12 protein-coding genes and 1 pseudogene are annotated in these 20107 nt (G+C 62.2%); 3 read left to right on the top strand and 10 right to left on the bottom strand.

Annotation, left to right across the window (positions count from 1 at the left end):
• Positions 1 to 3: 3 nt before the first annotated feature.
• The 9 genes and pseudogenes from D0550_RS22645 to D0550_RS22610 all read right to left on the bottom strand — a co-directional run bounded on the left by D0550_RS22645 (position 4) and on the right by D0550_RS22610 (position 10663).
• Positions 4 to 705, bottom strand: coding sequence for an SDR family NAD(P)-dependent oxidoreductase (locus D0550_RS22645; RefSeq protein WP_116811465.1), 702 nt, complete (start codon positions 703 to 705; stop codon positions 4 to 6).
• A gap of 109 nt (positions 706 to 814) precedes the next feature.
• On the bottom strand, positions 815 to 2035 hold the full coding sequence (locus D0550_RS22640; protein ID WP_206606472.1) for a TolC family protein: 1221 nt from the start codon (positions 2033 to 2035) through the stop codon (positions 815 to 817).
• Between the two features lie 18 nt (positions 2036 to 2053).
• A pseudogene (locus D0550_RS22635) lies at positions 2054 to 5172 on the bottom strand (efflux RND transporter permease subunit).
• 8 nt (positions 5173 to 5180) lie between these two features.
• Positions 5181 to 6308, bottom strand: a complete 1128-nt coding sequence (locus D0550_RS22630) for an efflux RND transporter periplasmic adaptor subunit (RefSeq protein WP_116811463.1) — start codon at positions 6306 to 6308, stop codon at positions 5181 to 5183.
• A 93-nt stretch (positions 6309 to 6401) separates the two neighbouring features.
• Complete coding sequence (locus D0550_RS22625) at positions 6402 to 7760, bottom strand: sensor histidine kinase (protein ID WP_116811462.1); 1359 nt, start codon at positions 7758 to 7760, stop codon at positions 6402 to 6404.
• Positions 7757 to 8464, bottom strand: a complete 708-nt coding sequence (locus D0550_RS22620; protein WP_116811461.1) for a response regulator transcription factor — start codon at positions 8462 to 8464, stop codon at positions 7757 to 7759. Before D0550_RS22620 ends, D0550_RS22625 begins: the two co-directional genes overlap by 4 nt.
• A 134-nt stretch (positions 8465 to 8598) precedes the next feature.
• Positions 8599 to 9426, bottom strand: coding sequence for a serine hydrolase domain-containing protein (locus D0550_RS22615; protein WP_241520885.1), 828 nt, complete (start codon positions 9424 to 9426; stop codon positions 8599 to 8601).
• Positions 9332 to 9529, bottom strand: a complete 198-nt coding sequence (locus D0550_RS35195; RefSeq protein WP_206606484.1) for a hypothetical protein — start codon at positions 9527 to 9529, stop codon at positions 9332 to 9334. The genes D0550_RS22615 and D0550_RS35195 overlap by 95 nt, the downstream gene beginning before the upstream one ends.
• Positions 9530 to 9586: 57 nt before the next feature.
• Positions 9587 to 10663 (bottom strand): hypothetical protein, encoded by a 1077-nt coding sequence (locus D0550_RS22610; protein ID WP_153067278.1) that lies wholly within the window; start codon positions 10661 to 10663, stop codon positions 9587 to 9589.
• Between the two features lie 191 nt (positions 10664 to 10854).
• On the opposite strand from D0550_RS22610, the gene D0550_RS22605 reads away from it, so the two are divergent.
• Genes D0550_RS22605 through D0550_RS22595 form a run of 3 tightly spaced genes read left to right on the top strand, consistent with a single transcriptional unit; the run spans position 10855 to position 19528 of the window.
• Positions 10855 to 12693 (top strand): AAA family ATPase, encoded by a 1839-nt coding sequence (locus D0550_RS22605; RefSeq protein WP_116811458.1) that lies wholly within the window; start codon positions 10855 to 10857, stop codon positions 12691 to 12693.
• On the top strand, positions 12690 to 13328 hold the full coding sequence (locus D0550_RS22600; RefSeq protein ID WP_116811457.1) for a 4Fe-4S cluster-binding domain-containing protein: 639 nt from the start codon (positions 12690 to 12692) through the stop codon (positions 13326 to 13328). Before D0550_RS22605 ends, D0550_RS22600 begins: the two co-directional genes overlap by 4 nt.
• 50 nt (positions 13329 to 13378) lie before the next feature.
• Positions 13379 to 19528: an AAA domain-containing protein gene (locus tag D0550_RS22595; RefSeq protein WP_206606469.1), complete on the top strand. Its 6150-nt coding sequence runs from the start codon at positions 13379 to 13381 to the stop codon at positions 19526 to 19528.
• Positions 19529 to 19567: 39 nt separating this feature from the next.
• Here the strand turns inward: D0550_RS22595 and D0550_RS22590 are convergent, their stop codons facing one another.
• On the bottom strand, positions 19568 to 19873 hold the full coding sequence (locus tag D0550_RS22590; protein ID WP_116811456.1) for a hypothetical protein: 306 nt from the start codon (positions 19871 to 19873) through the stop codon (positions 19568 to 19570).
• Positions 19874 to 20107: the final 234 nt, after the last annotated feature.

The raw sequence follows: 20107 nt of genomic DNA, 5'->3' as shown, positions 1-20107 counted from the left end.
CGATCACCACTTCTCGCCGAAGGGCCGTACCTCGATTTCGAACGTCCAGGCCGAGCGCGGCTGCTGCGCCAGCCAGACGGCGCTTGCCGCCATGGCGTCGGGTTGCAGGAAGAAGCCGTCGGGCTTGCCAGGCATCGCGGCGCGGGTCCGCGGGATATCTACGACCGCATCGATGACGATCAGCGATACATGAATGCCTTGCGGCCACAGGCTGCGCGCCATCGACTCGGCCAGGCTGCGCTGAGCGGCCTTCGCAGGAGCAAAGGCTGCGGTCTGAGGCCCTCCTCTTCGAGAAGCCGTCGCGCCGATGAAGATGATGTTGCCAGATCCGGCCGCCTTCATTGCCGGAATCACTTCGCGACTCACCGCGAGCGCACCATAGGCATTCACACGCCACGCAGACTCGAATGCCTGCAGATCGATGCTCTCGACATCACCCCAGACCCCGGAACCTGCGTTGTGGACCAATGTGACAGGATCACCGAGCTCGGAGCGGATCTGGCTGAAGGTCCGCGCGACTGCGTCCGCATCCGAAACATCACAGGCATAGGCTCGTGCATCGGGCAAGCTTGCGGCGAGCTTGGTGGCGAATTGCGTGCCGCGAGCGAGCAGTGCAACCGCCATACCTGTCTTCGAAAAGGCACGAGCCAACGCGGCACCATTGCCCTCGCCTACACCCGTAATCACACACAGCGGCTTGCTCATGGAATGTCTCCGTCAGGATGACGTGGAAACGACCACCGACCGAAAGCGCCGACTTCACTGTAACGCAGCCACTGTACCAAGAGTGTCGGAAGTTGGTGCAATCCGGGCGTCATCCCGGCGGCGTCACGGGCTCCGCCGAGTTCGTGAACAAGCCGCTCGCGGCCTGCACGGCAATCTCTGCTTCGAACACCGACTCGAGCAACTCGAGATGTGCCAGCTGCTTCTGAGCCACTGACTGGATGGCGTCGATGAGTTCGAGAATGCCGCCCTGACCGAGCTTGTACGCGTCGCGCGCCATGCGACGCAGTTCGGGAAGTTGTGACAAGCCATCGCGTTCGAAACGTTCGGTGAGCGCACGTCGCTGCGCCAGCTGATCGGTTGCCCGCCGCAACGCCGTCTCAGCAGCGAGCCGCTGCGCCCGATTCTGCAATCGGGCTCGGTTCGCCTCAGCGCGGGCGCGACCGATGGCGCCTTGCTGTCGATCGAAGACCGGTATGCTGATCGATACGCCATAGACAAAATCGCGAGCACCACGCTCACGTTGCTCGCCCACCGTGATCGCCGTCGTAGGCAGCGCTTCCCGACGCGCCAGTTCGCTCCGCTTCTCCGCAGCGGTTTCGGCGGCAGCGGCAGCACGAAGCGAACTCAATCGATATTCAGCTTGCGGCCAAAGGGCGTCGAATGTCAGCGGTTCTCGTGATGGTTGCAATTTTCCCAAGGCAACCGGTCGCCACTCGGGCTGTCCGACGGCGATGGCGAGTTGCATCACGCTCGATGCGAGCTCGGCCTCCGAACGCTCCAGCTCTGCCTGCGCTTGAGCGCGCTCGAGCTCGATGCGAGCGAGATCGTATCGAGAGCGGGCACCCGCCTCCACCTGGCCGCGAACGATGACGATCGAGGCCATCAGGTCTTCGTAGACTGCCTGATGCAATCGTCGGCGCTCCTGCGCCACGAGCAGTTGCGTGAACGCCAGGGCCGCATCTCTCAACACATCGGCACCCACCGAGCTGACCTCGGCACGAACAGCTTCCGCCTCCAATTGAGCGCTCTGGATGCGCAGCCCCCGCTGACCAAAGATCGGCAGCGATTGCTCGACCAGGATCTGTGGCGTGAAGTTGTAGTAGGACACCTCGGGATTCGGCAACGCCCGCGCGGTCTTGATGTCTGCATCCGCGGCATCGACGCGGCTTTGCTCTCCCAGCAGCTCTGGATTTCGCGCGCTCACGAGCTCCAGCAGCTGCGGCAGCGTGATTTCGCTCGGAAGATCCAGCGCGAACGCGCGGGATGACCCGAGACATAGCATCGCGATCATCAACATCGGCTTGAACACTGGAATCATTCCCGTGAATTAGTGCTGGACTGCCTGGGCGTCACGCTGTTCGGACGTGCGCATGTCTCTCGGACCGAACCACGCATACAAGACAGGCAGCAACAGCAGCGCCGCAGCCGGCAAGGTAATCATCCCTCCCACGATGACCGACGCGAACGGCCGCTGCGTTTCGCTACCGACACCGCTCGACAGTGCCATCGGCAACAGGCCCAACATCGCCAGCAACGTCACCATCAGAACGGAGCGCATGCGCAGCGTTGCTCCTTTCACGAGCGCTGAAATCATTGCCTCACCGTCTTTCCTCAGCTGCTCCACGGCGCTCAAGACGAGCAGGCCCGCCAATGCAACCTGCCCAAGCAGCGCGATGAATCCAATCGCTGCGCTGATGGAGAGATTGATTCCCGTGATGTACAGCGCCGCGATACCTCCGATCATCGCGAACGGTGCCATCAGCAAGATCAGACCGGCGCTGCGCGCCTGGCCCAAGGCAGCAAACAACAAACAGCGCGAAAGACGATCAGCAGCGACAGCGGAATCACCACCGTGAGCCGCGTCGCGGCGCGGCGCTGGTTCTCCCACTCACCACCCCAGGCCGCAACATATCCATCCGGCAACTGTACGTTGCTCGTGAATGCATCGATCGACTCACGCACCACCGAGCCAATGTCGCGACCTTGCACATTGAATTTCAGGGCCATGTAACGAGCGTTGCCCTCTCGGAAGATCGACGCATTGCCGATCCGAATATTGATGTCCGAAATCGCATGCAACGGCACGGTCATGCCCGACGCCGTGGGCACGGCGATGTCCCTGATGCGTGCCTCGTCGGTGCGTTCCTCGTAGGGAAGGCGCACTCGCACCGGCACACCGAATTCGCCTTCCCAGAACTGCGTGGCCACCGTGCCGCCGACCGCTGCCTCCAACGTCGTTTGCGCCTGGGCCATCGTGATGCCGTATCGCGCCAGTGCCTGGCGGTTGAACTCCACTTGCAACTGCGGGGCCGGGGAATCCCGGTACAGATCGAGGTCGACGATTCCGTCGACCGGCTCCAGCAAGGCACGCGTTTTCTGCAGCAACGCTCGCAGTGTGTCGATGTCAGGACCGAAGAGCTTCAGCACGACGTGGCCACGCGCGCCCGAGGTCGACTCCTCGACGCTGTCTCTAATCGGTTGCGCAAAATTGAAAGCGACGCCCGGAATCTCGATGAGAGCGGCACGCATCTGTGCGACGAGCGCTTCCTTGTTCACTCCTGCGCGCCACTGATCATGAGGCTGCAAACGAACCAGCACCTTCGCCAGATTGATCCACTCGTTGTCGGTGCCCGACTCCGGCCGGCCCTGCTCGCTGACGACCGCTCGCGTTTCCGGGAAGGCACGCAACCTGCGACGAACGTCGCGCAAGACCTCCTGCCCCTTCTCCAGCGATATGGAAGAAGGCATCTGAACCAGTACATAGACATCGCCCTCGTCCAGCTCCGGCAGAAACTCCGTGCCCAGCCGGCTCGCGGCGAACGCCGCCAGCAGCAACGCGAGGACAGCAACACCGCAGGCCAGCCTTCGCTGTCGAGCACTCTCGATCACGCGCTGCAAACATCTCTCGTACCAATGCTGCATGCGTTCGAAGATCTCGGGCTCTCGCGTATCCGCATCCTTGGGCCGCAGACCGATGGCGCACAATGCCGGCACCAGCAACATGGCGAACACCAGTGCGCCCACCAGTGCGAAGGAATAGGTCAGCGCGAGCGGACGGAAGATCCGTCCCTCGACACTTTCGAGGGAGAAGATGGGAATCAGTGCGGCAATGATGATTGCCATGGCGAACAACGTCGGCCGGGCGACTGCAACGGCCGAGTCGATGATGAGATCGTAGAGCTCGCTGCGAGTCGCCGGGCGGCGCACGCGGGCGGTGGCCAGAATGCTCTCGGCGAGCACCACAGCGCCGTCGACGATGATGCCGAAATCGATGGCGCCCATCGATATGAGATTCGCCGGCATTCCCAGCATGTGCAGTCCGATGAATGCGACGAGCAGCGCCATCGGAATGACGCTGGCAACGATCAGCGACCCACGCACGCTGCGCAGGAACAGCCACAGCACCCCGACGATCAACGCGCCGCCAAACAGCAGGTTGTGAAACACCGTCGCCAGCGTATGACCGATCAGCTCGCTGCGATCGTAGCTGGGCTCCATCCGCATGCCTTTCGGCAGAATGCTTTCGTTCAACTGCTCGACCCGACGATGCACTTCGTCGAGCACGCGCGAGGGATTCGCGTCACGCTTCAGCAACACGATGCCCTGCACGATGTCGTCATGATCGTCCATGCCGACCGCTCCCTGCCGCGGCGTATACGACTGGATGACTCGTGCTACATCGCCGACCGTCACGGGCACGCCGCCATCGGCCTTGAGCACGACTGCCATGATGTCTTGAGGCGTGCGCAGCAGGCCGATACCGCGGACGATGAGCGACTGCTCTCCCCGACGCAGCAAACCGCCGCCGACATTGCCATTGGACGCCGCGATGGCGTCGATGACATCGGACAGGGTGAGCTCCAATCCGATGAGACGCGCCGGATCCACCTCGACGTGAATTTCCTTTAGAAAGCCGCCGATGCCGACCACGTCGGCGACACCCTGCACCTGCTTGAGCACGCGGGTGACGGTCGTCTCCTGTTGAATGCGCAGCTGCGACAGATCGTGGCGGTCGCTGACCAGTCGGTAGTAATAGATCTTGCCCAGCGGCGTGCTGTCAGGCGCCATCTCGGCGGTCACCCCGTCGGGCAACTCGGCCTGCATGAGACGTTGCATGACCTGGACCCTGGCAAAGTCGCTGCGTGTGTCGTCATCGAACACCGCGGCAACGAGCGACAGGCCAAAGTAACTTTCGGAACGGAGCGACTGCAGGCCCGGCGTCCCATTCAACGCGCGCTCCAGCGGCAACGTGATCTGGCGCTCGATCTCTTCCGGGGGCAAGCCAGGTGCCTGCGTGATAACGCCCACCTGGACATTTGTTACATCCGGGTAGGCTTCGATCGCCGTATCGAAATAGGCAAACAGGCCGTAGATTGCGACCGCTGCGGTTATTGCGAGCGCAACGAGCCGCCGATGCACCACCTGTGCAATCAAAGAGCGCAGCATATGTGGGGTTACATCAACTGGCTGGCAGCGCCATCGAGCAACAATGCACCGCGCACGACGATGCGCTCACCGGGTTGCAGGCCGTTCAGAACAGGCACACTGCCGTGCGCGGGACGGCCCAATGTGACATTGCGTGCATCGAAATGCGTCTGCGAGCGCTGCACGTAGACGATCGATCCCTGCTCGCCTTTGATCAGAACGGCGCTGATCGGAATCGACGTGATGCCTTCACTTTGAACTTGGATGCCCGCTCTTCCCACCATGCCAGGCCGGATGCCGCGACGTGCTTCATCCAGGCCGATGAACACCGGCACCCGACCATTGGTCTGGTTGGCCAGTATTCCCACCTTTTGCACGTGCCCCTGCACGGTTCCGGCGACCGCCGGCAGCTCGACCTGAGCGACCGCCCCTTCTTCGAGGCCGCCGAGATCGCTTTCGAAGACTTCGGCCACCATCCACAGCGCGCCCGGATCGCCGACGATGAACATGGGGTCGCCGCCGGGCTCGACAGTCGCGCCCGGTGTGGCCAAACGGGCAGCGACCACGCCAGCGCGAGGTGCGCGTAACACGAAACGATCGTGCTCACCGTCACCCAGGTATTTCCGCGTGCGCTCGGCCCGATCGAGCTCATGTTGAGCTGCCTGCAGTGCAGCCTCGGCGGCCACTTTCTCTACCTCGGTGCCCACGCCGCCTGCAAACATCGTTTGTTGCCGCCGAGCCTCGGCGCGAGCGACCTGAACACCGACGAGCGCGTTCGAGTAGTCGGTGCGAATTCGAGCCGCCTCCGGACTGGCGAGAACAGCCAGCGCAGCACCCGCGACAACACTGTCGCCCACTCGCGCGCTCACTTCGATGACTCGCGCGGAGACCGGCGTATCCACCGAAGCGACCCGATCATCCCTGAACTCGGCGCGTGCAGTGGCCCAAACAACGCGATGCTCACGCTCGCCGGAAACTTCCTGAACGTCCAGCATCGCCAGCGATGCCTGCTCGATCTGCACTCCCTCGCTCGGCGCTGCGGTCTCATCGCTCGCCGCCGCGGACTCGACCTTCGCCTGCCCAGCTCCGCAACCGAGAAGACACGCAGCCGTCACACCCAGCAGTCCTATCGGGAGCCCACGCTTGATCATTCTCATGCAGATTTCGTCCAGCCGATCTTCAGCAAATGCTAGAAGGCCGGGTGAACGGCATTCATGAAAGTATCATTACCGTTTGGTAAGTCGGGCCGCTCAACGCTCCAGCGCCGGCAGCACGAGGCGCGCGATCAAGCCCGGCTTGGCATCTTCGAGTTGCAAACATCCTCCGTGCAGCCGAGCGACAGCCACCACGCTCGCGAGTCCCAGACCGTAGCCGGGCAAGCTGCGATCCAGCCGATAGAACCGCTCGCCCACACGGGGCAATTCCTCCGAAGGAATGCCTCGTCCATTGTCGCGCACGGTGACGGTGACCCAACCATCGGCATGCGCAGTCTCCAGTCGGATGGCAGCGCCTGGCTGTGTGTACTTGAGCGCGTTGTCCACCAGGTTGGCCACCGCGTTGGCAATGAGATGCGGATCTCCCAGAGTTTGCGGCTGATCCTGGCAAACATACGTCAGCGTCGACGAACGCGCTTCCGCAAGCGCGTCATAGAGCTGAATCACATTGGTCGCGACATCATCCAGCGACACCGAGACAAAGTTCGAGCGGCGCGCGCCGGACTCCGCCTCGGCAATCTTCAACAACTTCTCGAAGACGATATTGAGATCCTGCAGCTCTCGAATCGCGAACTCCGTCGCCTCCGCCAGCTGCCCCGAGTCTCTGCCAACCTGCAACCGTGCGCTCACCCGCGATAGCGGCGTGCGGATGTTGTGGGCGATCGTGTTCGAGACGTGCCGAACTCCGTCCATCAGCGCATGAATCCGGTCCAGCATCGAATTGATGTCGCGGGTCAGGCGCGCGAACTCATCCTCTTGCTGCGAGACCGGGATGCGTTGTTGCAGATCTCCATCCTCGATGCGCGCGGCGGCCTGCCGAATGGCGCCAATGCGACGTTCCAGTCTGCGCCGGAATGCCAGTGCACCCGCCACAGCCATGATAAGTGTGATTGCCCCACCGGATATGCTCGCTCTTCGAATGAGCTGCCGCAGCTCACGCTGATCCTGCATGTCTCGTCCGACGACCAGCATCTGATCGTCTGCGAGACGCGTCACCTGCAGGCGCGCAACCGACTCCCGCCCGGAGCGCATCACGGCCTGTTCCACGATCTCCGGCCCTGGCACCAAGGACTCCGGCAAGGACGTTACGTTGCCGGCGAGATCGCGGCCCGCCGCGTCCAGCAGCAAATAGATCTCGGTGTCCGAATTGACACCGTCGCCGAGGATGACGCTGATCCGATGTGCCAATGATTGATCGCCCTCGTGTTCGAAGTGCTCTACCAGACGCAACGATGCGGAGCGAATCTGCTGGTCGATACGACGCTGCCAGACACCGACGGTCTGCATGTAGAAAATGGCGAGCAGGATGAGCATCGTGAGCACGACCATCGCGCCATAGCCCAGCGCCTGACGGAAGGCCAGCGACGTCCACAAGCGCTGTGCGAACGCGATCATTGCTGACCGTACGACGACTCGGGAACCTCGGCCATCATCACATAGCCGACGCCGCGCACGGTATGGATGAGCGGCACGCCGAAGTTTTTCTCCAGCTTGGTGCGCAGCCGACTGATGTGCACGTCGATGAGATTCGTATGGGGATCGAAACTGTAATCCCATACGCTTTCGAGCAGCATGGTGCGCGTCACCACCTGCCCCTGTCTGGACAGCAGGTAGACGAGCAGTCGGAACTCGCGAGGCTGCAGCGGAATCTGCACGCCGCCGCGCTCCACCCGACGAGCGATGAGATCGACTTGCAGATCCGCGATGCGCAGCTCGTGGACACTTTCGTCGACTTGAGAGCGTCGTATCAGCGCTTCGATACGGGCCGCAAACTCAGAGAACGCGAAGGGCTTGGACAAATAATCGTCGCAGCCCGACTCGAGCCCGCGCACTCGCTCATCGATCCCTGAGAGTGCGCTCAAGATGAGCACCGGCACGCGCCGCCCCAGGCCCCGCAGCGTGCTCAGAATGCTCAGCCCATCGACCTTATCGGGAAGCATGCGATCCAGCACGATGACGTCCCAGGTGCCAGTCGTCGCACGCTGCAGCCCGTCGACACCGTCGCGACAGAGGGTGACCGCGTATCCTTTCTCGCGCAGCCCCTTGGCCACGAATGCCGCCGTCTCTACGTCATCCTCGATTATCAAGCACTTTCGCATCGATTCTTCATCTGGCCTGTACCGGCGGGATGAAGGGTAGCGCCCCTGCGGCCGCGGAAGCCAGCCGCAGAGCTGATGCGATACCGAGACAACTCGATCATTACGAAATGGTAACTTTCGGCGTAGGCCGAAGCCTATTTGTCAGGCAGGCCCAACGCGATCCGCTCGATCCGCTTGGCGATCTGCCCCACGCCGACGTTGGGACCGATGCCGTTTGCAATGACCGCAACCGTGAGCCGGTCACCGGGAAACTCGTGCAAGGACGAGTTGAAACCGAAAATGCCACCGCCGTGTCCAATACGAGCGTGACCTTCGACCTGATCGATGCCCAGGGCATAGCCATACTCGCTCGGCGCAGCGCCCTCGATCTTGGGCATCGCCGTACTGCTCAATTGACCATCGTTGAGCCGACCCGGTGCGATCATCGTCTGCAAGGAAGCAGGCTGGAGCACCTTGCCGTTAAACAGGGCAGCATTCCATTTCGCCAGATCGCCGGCCGATGAGCGCATCGCCCCCGCCGCACCGGGAATCGTCATCGAGATCAGGCGGGCATTCTTGAATTTTCCCGGCGCCTCGGCGTCATAGCCCGCCACCCGCGCCGGAACGATTTCCTGCTCGTCATCCAGCGCCGTTTGACTCATTCCCAACGGTGCGAACAAACGATCTTTGAGCACTGTCGCGAGCGGCTTGCCCTCGACCTTCTCGATCACTCCGCCGAGCAGGAAATAAGCTGTGTTGCTGTAGGACCAGCCGGTGCCAGGCTCGAAGTCCTGTGTCTTGGGCATGCGAGCGAATCGTTCGATCCATTGATCGGTCGTCCGGCTCACCGCGGCTTCGCGCTCGATAATCGACTCATCGTCTGTGTAGCTATGCAGCCCGGAGGTGTGGTGAAGCGCCCTCCTTGAATACCGCAATCTGCAATCCCGGACTCTCTCCTGCGTCGATGGCCGCTTGGGCAGCACGGTCGATCGCCGCAGCCATTGTGGAAATGTCTGCGCACAACGCAGGAAATGAAGCCAGCGCCAGCAGCACCGACAGGAAGAAACGACGAACCGAGTTATTCACTATCCATCCCTCCGTAGAAAGCGCCATTCTATTTGCGGAAAGCGCGCATTGGAGCGCTCAGGGCTCGCCCACCGGCCCAACGGTGATCGTTGGAAGATCCTGTGGCCGCAAAGGTCGGTACGTTTGCATCGCCTCTGCATCCAGCGGGCCATACGGCCGGGTGGCCGTTATTTGCCGCTGCGTGAACGCTCCGATGTTATAGCCGCCCACTTGCGTTGCTCGCGTTGTCTGCAGCCAGGCGGCAAAGGAGTTGGCGGCCTCAGGTGAGTCAAACGTCAGTCGAACCGCGCCCGTCTCCGAGCTATGCAGCGCGAGCCACTCGCGACGGCCCGCATTCTTTGGGGCGAGGCCCAAGTCCCAGAACGCCTGACGAACGGCATCCTGGTCAAGCAAAGTGACCCGTGCCTCGGCCGAGCAAGCCCACTCCTCGCCCGAGGCGCCGAGTCGCACGATGTAGTCCAACTGTAGCGAGGCTTGCACCGCGTCCAATCCCGGCGGATGACGGATAGGGGTCAGCTCGATCTTTGCATCGGCCGGCTGCACAGCAGAGCCGTCTGCCTGCCACAGCCGTACTTCGCCGAGCACTGTGTCATCGATCACCGTGCCACCGGGCATCACGCTCACATCAATGGAATGCGAGCCCGCAAGCTCAGTCGAGCCGCGAGCGACGCGCATTACTCGGATCTGCCCGGCGGATCCTTTCACGGTCGCAATTTCGGGGGCACTGACCGCGCCGTTTGAGACCTCACTTGCCAGCGCTGCATCGGACGCGCCCGGATCAACCAACACGTGGTCGGTCTTGAGGCGAGCCCATTGAGTGAACGTTCCTCCATACGAGGCTATCGACAGCGCGCTCCATACGATGCGATCGTGCCGATCCAGGCCTGCTGGGTCGACGCCAATCGCCAGCCTTCGCCCGACCTCGCCGACCGTGCGAATGCTGTACGCCCTGCTCGATACCGGCCCTGGTAGCGGATAAACGTCGGCCGCCAGCCTGACCTGCCCCTCCAAATGTTGCGGGCAATCGTAGACAGGATAGCCCGCACTGAACTCCGGCCGGCGCGCCACAGGCTCAGTAGCGCATCCGGCAAACACCAGTGACGCTACGGCGAGGCCGAGTACCTTCGATCTCATATGGCTCCTGATTGCGAGCTGCGATCCGCAGCCAGTCCTCGTGCGCGATCGTAGGCGAACCCTGCTGTATGTACAGCGCTCGAGCGCGTCATTGGCCTGAAGAAACGTGATCCGTATACTGGAGCGATCCGACCGCTCCCCGCTATAAAACCGTGTCAACAGGCGGAGTTGGGACACAACAAGGAATCGGGATGGCCACTCTCCCTGCGCCCATGAAACCGCGATGGCTGCGCGATCTGCTGCGGTTCCTGCCGCTGAAAAGCCAGTTCGTGCTATCCGGCTCGGTACGCGATCTGCAAGCGCACGAAACGATGCCTGGCAGCGTCAACGCCGTCCCGCTGTCTGCGGTGCTTGCAAGTGAGCTAGCTGCGGCCGGTTATGAGCGCATCCTCGCGTACGACCCGGTCGCGGGATTCAGGGTAGCTCATCCATCCGGCGAGCCGTCGGCACAAGATGCCCTGCTACAGGAGCTGGGCTTGCAGCCGGCCAACGGCGCGGCGCCCGCCGGCACCGATTTGCTGGGGATGGTGCTCGAGCGCGCGGTACTCGGTGCTGGCCCGGCGACAGCCGTCATCGTGAACTTCGCTTCCAGGCTCATCATGCGCTCGGATGCGCTGGCCGCAGCGGAGCATCAGCTGTTCACGCGCGCATTGGTTTTGACACAGAAAGCGAGCGCGAGGCCGCTGGGCCGCAACCGCTCGCCTCTATTCAACACCATTCTCTGGCTGGTCGATAAGGAAGGAGACTTGCCTGACTGGCTCATCATCGACAACCCGCGCCTGCGTCACATTCCTGTTGCCAAACCCGATCGGCCGGCCCGTCGTGCAGTCGCGGCTGCGCTGATCCGAAGTTTGCCAGGGGCACGCGAGGCCAGCCCCGAAATACTCGCGCGCGCGGAGCAGGAATTGGTCGACGAAACCGAGGGACTGCTGCTGATGGACTTGAACGCCATCGTCGGCCTCGGTCGCGCCGAGGGCTTGAACGTCACTGCGGTCGCGGATGCGGTCCGACGCTACAAAGTCGGCGTGACGGACGATGAGTGGCGCAAGATCGAGCGCGACAAAATCGCCTCCGCGCAAGACTTTGTCGGGCGTCGCGTAATCGGACAGACGCATGCCATCACCCACATGCTCGACATCATCAAGCGAGCGGCGACCGGCATCAGCGGCGCTCGTCGCGGTGGCCGCCCGCGCGGCGTCGCATTCCTGGCTGGACCGACTGGCGTCGGTAAGACGGAACTTGCAAAGACGGTGACGGAACTCCTGTTTGGCGACGAGACGGCATACATCCGCTTCGACATGTCGGAGTTCAGCGCCGAGCACGCCGATCAACGGCTGCTGGGCGCGCCGCCCGGCTACGTCGGTTACGACGTCGGCGGCGAACTCACCAATGCGATCCGCGAAAAGCCCTTCAGTGTAGTGCTGTTCGACGAGATCGAAAAAGCGCACCCGCGCATCCTGGATAAGTTCCTGCAGATACTCGACGACGGTGTGCTCACTTCGGGCCGCGGCGACCGGGTGTATTTTTCCGAGGCGCTGATCGTGTTCACTTCGAACCTCGGCATCTACTCCACCGACCTCAGCGGCGCGCGCGTCCAGAATGTCACAGCGGCACAGCCGTACGATGAGGTTCGCCGCAAGGTGCGCAGCGAGATCGACAACCATTTCAAAGTGGTGCTGAACCGGCCCGAGATCCTGAATCGCATCGGCGAAAACATCATCGTGTTCGATTTCATCCGGCCGGAGGTCGCCGTGCGCATCTTCGAACAAATGGTCACTTCGATTCTGGGGAACGTGCAAGAGGCCGGCTATCACGTCTCGCTCGCGGCCGCAGCTCGCGCGCAGCTGGAAAGCTTGTGCTTGACGGATCTATCGAATGGCGGCCGCGGCATTCGCAATCAACTCGAAGCCCACCTCACCAATCCCCTGGCTCGCGCTCTGTTCGAGCATGAGCCGGGCGCATCGCGTTTCGAGATCTCCGAGGTGATCGTGGGCGTGACCACGTCACTCGTGCTCGGACCGGCGACGTGACGAACATTGCGATCTCGAGGCTGCATTTTCCGGTGACCACGCTGGGGCCGGGACGACGTCTGGGTATCTGGTTGCAGGGTTGTTCGATTCGCTGTCCGGGCTGCATTTCCGTCGACACCTGGCCCGAAGGTCGGGGACTCACGACAGTGTCGCAAACCCTTCGCGCCTTGCAAGGCTGGCTCAATCAGGCAGACGGAATCACTATTTCCGGCGGCGAGCCGTTCGATCAACCCGACGCGCTGCGCGACTTGCTCCGGTCGCTGCGCGAACAAACGTCGGTTTCCGTGTTGGTGTATTCGGGGTATCCCTTCGAGCGCATAGCTGCGTGGCTCGAGCGCAATCCCGGCCTGATCGATGGCCTGATGTCGGAACCCTTCGAAGTCTCCAAGCCGCAAACGCGCGCCTTGCGCGGCAGTGACAATCAGCAATTGCATCTGCTAACGCCGCTGGGGATGAGCGCGCTCGCAGACATCGATCGGCCCGTCGGCGAGCAGGATCGCGCACTCGATGCCATGTTCGATGCGGACGGCACCGTGTGGTTCGCTGGAATCCCGATGCGCGGCGACCTGGCAAGACTGCGCGCAATCCTCGCCGATGCAGGCCACAGCGTCTCGCTCACCGAAGGCAGTGTCTGATCATGGCGGCAATGATTCGCCTGTGTCCCAACTGTCGAACCGAACGCGCGTTGACCGAACTGTTTTGCCTTGGCGAGTTCGAAAGTGCGCCGTGCAGCTGGGATCTCACTTCCACGCCCATCAGCGAGCCTGGGCGCGGGCATGAACCGCAGACGCCTGTCGGCGCGGTTTGCACCAATGGCCACCCGATGGCAGTCGGTGATTTTCTTTGCGCCCAATGCGGAGCAGATGTTGCAACGGCCATCTCGGAGCGGCCGGCAACTGCCGAAACGTCGGCCGATATCGGCGGCTGGCGACGCGTCCGCGAATTGCCATCGTCGGACAAGGTCCGCGAACGGTTCATCGTCGCACGAGTGACCGACGGCTATCAGGCCGAAATGAGCCTCTACAGCGTCGGTAGCGAGCCTGACCCTGCGGTCTACGAAGTACTCCGCCGACTGCCAAGAGATTACGTTCCCGAGATTCTGCAGACCGGCCGATGGGAAGGCCGCGCCTTCGAAGTCACCGAGGAACTGACGGGCGGCACGCTTGCAGATCTCGGTTTGTTGCCGGAGGACGAAACGACCTTATCGCGCATCGTGTCCGAAATAGGCGCGGCTTTGCATAGCTTCGCAGAGCGCGGCCTGAGACATCGTGACCTTCGGCCGGGCGCCATCGTGGTTCGAACACGAGATCCATTGGATCTGGTCATTACCGACTTCGGATCGGCACGCCTGTCCGAGTTCGATCTCGATATCGTCTCGCCGCTCGAAACCACTCGCTACACCTCGCCTGAAGGCATTGCTGGTGGCGTCGCCGCGGCTTCGGATTGGTGGAGCCTGGGCATCGTGTTGCTCGAACAGGTCACTCGCGGTGCATGTTTCGAGGGCGTCAACGATCAGGCATTCCTGATACACGTGCTGACGAACGGCGCGCCGATACCGGACAACATCGATCCGCGCTTGCAGCTCCTGCTGCGTGGCCTGTTGGCACGAGATCGTCGCGAGCGCTGGGGTTGGGCGGAAATCACTCGCTGGCTGGCCGGCGACTCACCGCCCGCGCCTCGATCGTCACTTCCGCCGGGTGCTACCGATCAAGCCGGTCGTGGAATCAAGCTGGCTGGACGCACGCATACCACCGGCACGTCATTCGCACTCGCAGCCGCTGACGGCGCCACGTGGGACGAAGCGAAAGATCTGCTGCTGCGTGGTGCGATAGTCACCTGGGCGCAGGAGATGAACCTGGATGCGACAGCCACCGCATGGTTACGCGACATCGCGCGCGTCGAGGGCTTGTCGGATGACTTTCGCCTGGCGCTGGCACTGAAACAATTGAACCCGGCGATTCCACTGATCTGTCGCGGCGAGATCGTGACACCTGGCTGGCTGTTGGATCATCTCGCGGAAGGACACGCGCTGATCTGCGGCCCAGTGCCGGACCTGTTGCAGCGAATGGATGCGGAGCCTTGGCTCACACGGCTCAAAGTCCGGGCAGCCGCTGTGCGTGAGCGCGCGAGCCAGTTTGAAATCGATCTCAATGAAGACGATGTCCGCGTGCACGTACTTTCGACGTCACGCAGCCGACTCGCCGCGTTGTGGGCAGAGCGACGCGTGCTGTTACCCGACACCGATCATCCGGCACTGGCAGCCATCATCGAACGCCGACAGGCGAACGAAGAAGATCTGATTCTGCTGCTATCCGCCGCGGTGGGCCATTTCCGCACTCCGGACGACGTATTGAACGACGCCGCCACGCAAGCCATGCGCGCTGGGCTGGAGGCATTCGATAGAAACGCAGCCCTGGCGCATCTGCAACGTCCGCGGGCCGAGATCTATCAGCTGCTGGAGAATCGCATCTCCGGTTTTGTACGCAGCGGCATCGAACGTCTCGACGAGTGGGCGGATCAGTTCCGGCTGGAACGCCGCTTGTCACTGGCGCGCATACTCGTCGTACTTTCTATTCCGCAGAACGCGTGGCAAGAGCCGCCGGGACAACAGTACGTCGCCACGTTATTGGATTTCTTTGCAAGGCGACTGGCGACCGCCGTCCAGCGCGGCCCCCTGTCTCGCATGGTCATCGGCAAGACCACAGCTCGCATCGATCTTACAGAGCTCGACACGCCGCGGGTGCCGGCGGCTGCATTGCTCGATCGCATCCTGGTTCGCGGTGAGCAACTGTTCGATGTCGATCCGGCGGCATTCGCCGATTCGACGCTGCTGGAGCGGCGCGTGCGTACGCTGCACAGCCACTCCACGCTCTATCGTCGGGATACTGGCATCGACGGTCTGTATCTCGGCTTTCCATTCCTTCTCATGCAGGACACGCGCGCGTCGGTGCGGCCACGCATCGCGCCGGTTCTATTGTGGCCGTTGAAACTGAAGCCAGAGGTGGGTGCTTCCGGACGCGTTTCGTTGGGCTTCGACCGCGACCGCGAAGAGGTGCGGCTGAATCCGGCGCTGGACGCGTTGCTCGGACCCGATGCCGTTCGTCAGTGGCAGACGCTAGCGCACGACCTGCTCCATCGCCAAAGTCTCACCGCCGCGGAGTTGATGGATGCATTCAGCACATTGATGCCAGCGCAAGGTCGAGCGCTAGCGCCATTGCCTGGCAAAGATACGCGAGTGAAAAACGGTCAGGGACAGCTCACCTGCTCCGCCGTCGTGTTTCATCTCTCCTACGCTGGCCAGGCCATCATGGAAGATCTGCGCCAGCTGAAGACCGTGCCGCCTACGGCCACTGCGCTCGCAACGGCATTGCGATTGGCAGAATCGCTGCCGACTGAGCCGATCGATCCGGTGCCGGAGAGCGAGCGCTTCTTCACTGCCGACCGCGATCCATCTCAGGAAGCCGCCGTATTCGAGGCACGCCGTGCGCCGGGCCTGGTCGTCGAGGGTCCGCCGGGCACCGGCAAGAGCCAGACCATCGTAAACATGATCGCGGATGCCATTGGTCGCGATCGTAGCGTACTGGTCGTGTGCCAGAAGCAGCCCGCGCTCGAGGTGGTTCGCAAGCGCCTCGCGGCCGAAGGTTTCGGCAATCGTCTGATGATGATCACCGACGTAAACGCCGATCGCGAGCGCGTGGTGCGCGCGGTACGCGAGCAACTCGAATCGATACGAGCTACTGCTCCCGCCGTGGAACAGGCGAAGCGTACGCGCACTCAGCTTGTGAGCCGACTACAGTCATTGAAGTCGGATCTCGACAAGTATCACCACGCATTGCATGCGGTGGACCCTCAGACCGATCTCTCTTATCGAGTATTGCTGGGCGACTTGCTGAATCTGGAGCGCAGCACCCCACCGCCAATCGATGCGCCGCAATTGCGTCAACTGCTGGCAGGCTTGGATGTTACGAGCCTGATCGAATTGGAAGATGCGTGCAGCCCGCTGGCGCGGCATTGGCTGCCCGCGCGCTATGAAGGCAGCGCACTCGCTGCGCTCAGTTCGTTCGGGTCGGATGCGGGCACATTGAAAGCCTTCCAAGCCAGCTTCGAAGCCTTTACACAGGCGGAGCTGGAGCGCGACTCAGTCGTCGACCGGACCGGTACCGCGCTTCGTGTGAACGACGCTCGCAGTGCGAATACCTGGCTCGATACGCATGGGCCGGTGTTTCGCAATCTCGACGCGCCAGCGCGAGAGCGAGTGGCACGTTGGCTGCCCTTTTTTGCCGCCGACGAATCGCCCGAAGGCGCCAAGCTACAGACAGAGCTCGCCGAAATCCTTCAGCAGTTCGCTGGCATCCACCATGCAACCAGCGATCCTGCGCGTGTGCCACTGACCCGCACTCGTGATGAGACATTGCATACGTTGCACTCAGCGGCGCAGCAACTAGCTCAGGCACCGGAGTCGTTCCTCGAAAGCCTCTCACCGATCCGATGGATGAACGGACGCCGGCTACGCTCGTTCTTTACTCGCAATAAAATTGCCGAGGTTGCTCCTGATCAGCTCCTGACTGCGGTAACGCACGAACAGGAGCTGCGCGCGCCACGTGCCCGGTTGGGCCAGATCGCCGCTCGCCTCCATCCCGGCGGCCCAGGCATTGATGAGCTTCCCAAAGCTGCGCTCGAACAGCTTGCGACGGATCTGAGAGCTCAGTTGGCTCATGCTCAGCAGCTGGCGAGTCACGTGGCCACCAGCCCGCATCCGCTCGAAACCACCGAGGCGCTGCGAGCAGCCACTGTCGACGCTTTCGATAGTTTCAGTATGCGCGTAAGGCAAGGATGCGAGCGCCACACGGCGCGAACCCGGTCGTTGGCCGCGCTCGCCAGCATCGACTCCTATCTCACCGAAGACTGGCGCATCTCCCGGAAACGGCTGATCGAGTCCGATCAAAGTAATCGCGATGTCATTACGCCCATCACGGCCGCGATGCCGACGCTGCCGGCGTATCAAAGATTTCGCATGCAGGCGCAGCAGTTGCCGGAGCGCATGTCTGCGGCATTCGAATGTTTGCGGATTCACGAGGCGGTGCTTGATCTCGTTCCCAAAGAGGACATGGAAGCGGTTGTCCGGCACACGCTCGCCCGAGAAGCCCGGCTCGCATGGAAAGCGCGTATCGAGAGTACCTATCCTGTGCTGCTCTCCGAGCGAAGCGAGCTCGATGCCAAACGACGCTCGCTCAAAGACATCGATGTAAAACTGCGCGGCGCCAATCGCAACCTGCTCGTGGACGGCATCGACCTGGGCCGCATAGGCTCGGTGCGCGATTGGGAAGACATCACGCGACTTCGCGGCCAAAGAGCGCGACGCTTGCGGGAGTTCCTCAGTCGCGGCGTCGATCTCGGTCTGACTGCGCTACGGCCCGTGTGGCTCATGAACCCCGATGTCGCCAGCCGCGTGCTGCCGCTCAAACCGGGGCTGTTCGATACGGTGATCTTCGACGAAGCATCGCAGATGCCAGTGGAGTTCGCGGTGCCGGCGCTATATCGCAGCCGGATCGTAGTGGTCAGCGGCGACGAGAAACAAATGCCGCCAACTGCCTTCTTCGCCGGCCGCGTCGACGACGATGACGAATTCACCGACGGCGAGACTGCGGACGACGCAGGCGACGACGATTCCGCCGCTGCAATGCTGGTGTGGAACCGGCGCGAGATCAAGGACTGCCCGGATCTGCTGCAACTGGCCAAGTCCGCGCTGCCGACCACGACACTGAAGATTCACTATCGCTCCGCGTTCCGCGAACTGATTGCGTTCTCGAACGCCTCGTTCTATGGCAACCATCTCAATATTCCGGTGCGCCACCCGGACGACAAGGTGCGACGCGAGCGTCCGATTCAAGTGTTGCGGGCTGACGGCGTCTACTCGGACCAAACCAACCCGGCCGAAGCAGACTTGGTGATCGATGTGCTCGCGCAGCTGTGGGCGGCACCGGTCGATCGGCGAGTATCCTCCGGCGTCGTGACATTCAATCGCAAGCAAGCGGACTTGATCGAGGAAAAACTCGAGGAGCGAGCCGAGGCGAATGCTGCGTTTCGAGATGCACTGACACTGGAACGCGAGCGGGTGGTCGATGACCAGGACATGCGTTTCTTCGTCAAGAACGTCGAGAACGTGCAAGGCGATGAACGCGACGTCATCGTGTTCTCGTCGACGTTCGGACGCAATCCTCAAGGCACATTCCGTCGTAACTTCGGCGTGCTGGGCCAAACCGGCGGCGAGCGACGGCTCAACGTTGCGGTGACCCGCGCCCGAAAGCGCGTCGTGCTGGTAACGTCCATGCCAGTCGCGGAAGTGTCCGATCTGCTGACCACCCAAAGGGCACCCTCCTCCGCCAGAGATTTTCTGCAAGCCTATCTGGAGTACGCGCGTGCGACTTCTGCAGGCGAATTCGATAGCAGCCGCGCGCTGTTGTCCCGAATCGCCGTTGCGCACAACGAGTCCGTAGGTCGTCAGCGCGGTGGCGAACTCGACGGCTTCATCCGCACCGTCATAGAGTTCGTACACAGCCTCGGATTCAGGGCCCTGGCACTGCGCGACACCAGCGTTTTTGGCATCGATCTCGTCGTGGAGAATCCGCGCACCGGACTCTACGGGTTGGGAATCGAATGCGATGCCCCTCGCCATCCACTATTGGAAGATGCATGGGCGCGCGAAGTCTGGCGACCGGCATTGCTCGGCAACACCATCTCGAGAGTGCATCGAGTTTCGTCAAACGGTTGGTATGTCGATCGAGCCTTAGAGCAGTCACAGCTTCGGCAAGCCCTGCAAGAAGCACTCGGATAGGAGATCGATATGAGCGGTCCTAAGGCCGTGCGAATTGTGTCACGGGAAGAGCGCATCGCCACGTGCGCAGGCTTGCTCGGGCGCCTCGAATCGGCGCTGCAGGATTACGAGCGCGCAGCACGCCGCAGTGGCGCGCTCACCGAAGCGGACGTTCAGAAGATGCGTGCGCGCCATGAACAGTTGAAACAAGCGCTCGCGGCCAATCGTTTCGATGAGGTCGAGCGAGCTGCGCGCACCGAGATCGACTTCGTGCAACGAGAACGGGAGCAACGGCAGGCCGACGCCATCCGTAAGGAAACTCTCAGACGCCGCGTGCAGAAGCGCACCCGGGAAAATGAGGCGCAATTGCGCACCAGTGCAAAATCACCGATTGGCGGCGATCGTGCCACGGAGCAGCAACTCGAGCTCGCAAAGAAACTCAAAGAGGCCGAGGATGATCGCTCGTTTCGAGCGCTGGCTGGCCGCTCATCCGTCTGTCGCCGATACCGAAACGACCCGCATCGAGCAGCAACTGGCCGAACTATCGTTCCTGCTCGACGCCGATGCTCTGCAGGATCTGGAACGCAGACTACAGGCCGT

It is taken from the genome of Steroidobacter cummioxidans, from assembly GCF_003104955.1.
This window is presented reverse-complemented; position numbering and strand designations above follow the sequence as displayed.

Excerpts from the sequence above, each read along its gene's own strand:
- D0550_RS22645 (WP_116811465.1), bottom strand. The coding sequence starts at position 705 with ATGAGCAAGCCGCTGTGTGTGATTACGGGTGTAGGCGAGGGCAATGGT.
- D0550_RS22630 (WP_116811463.1), bottom strand. The coding sequence starts at position 6,308 with ATGAGAATGATCAAGCGTGGGCTCCCGATAGGACTGCTGGGTGTGACG.
- D0550_RS22625 (WP_116811462.1), bottom strand. The coding sequence starts at position 7,760 with ATGATCGCGTTCGCACAGCGCTTGTGGACGTCGCTGGCCTTCCGTCAG.
- D0550_RS22620 (WP_116811461.1), bottom strand. The coding sequence starts at position 8,464 with ATGCGAAAGTGCTTGATAATCGAGGATGACGTAGAGACGGCGGCATTC.
- D0550_RS22610 (WP_153067278.1), bottom strand. The coding sequence starts at position 10,663 with ATGAGATCGAAGGTACTCGGCCTCGCCGTAGCGTCACTGGTGTTTGCC.
- D0550_RS22605 (WP_116811458.1), top strand. The coding sequence starts at position 10,855 with ATGGCCACTCTCCCTGCGCCCATGAAACCGCGATGGCTGCGCGATCTG.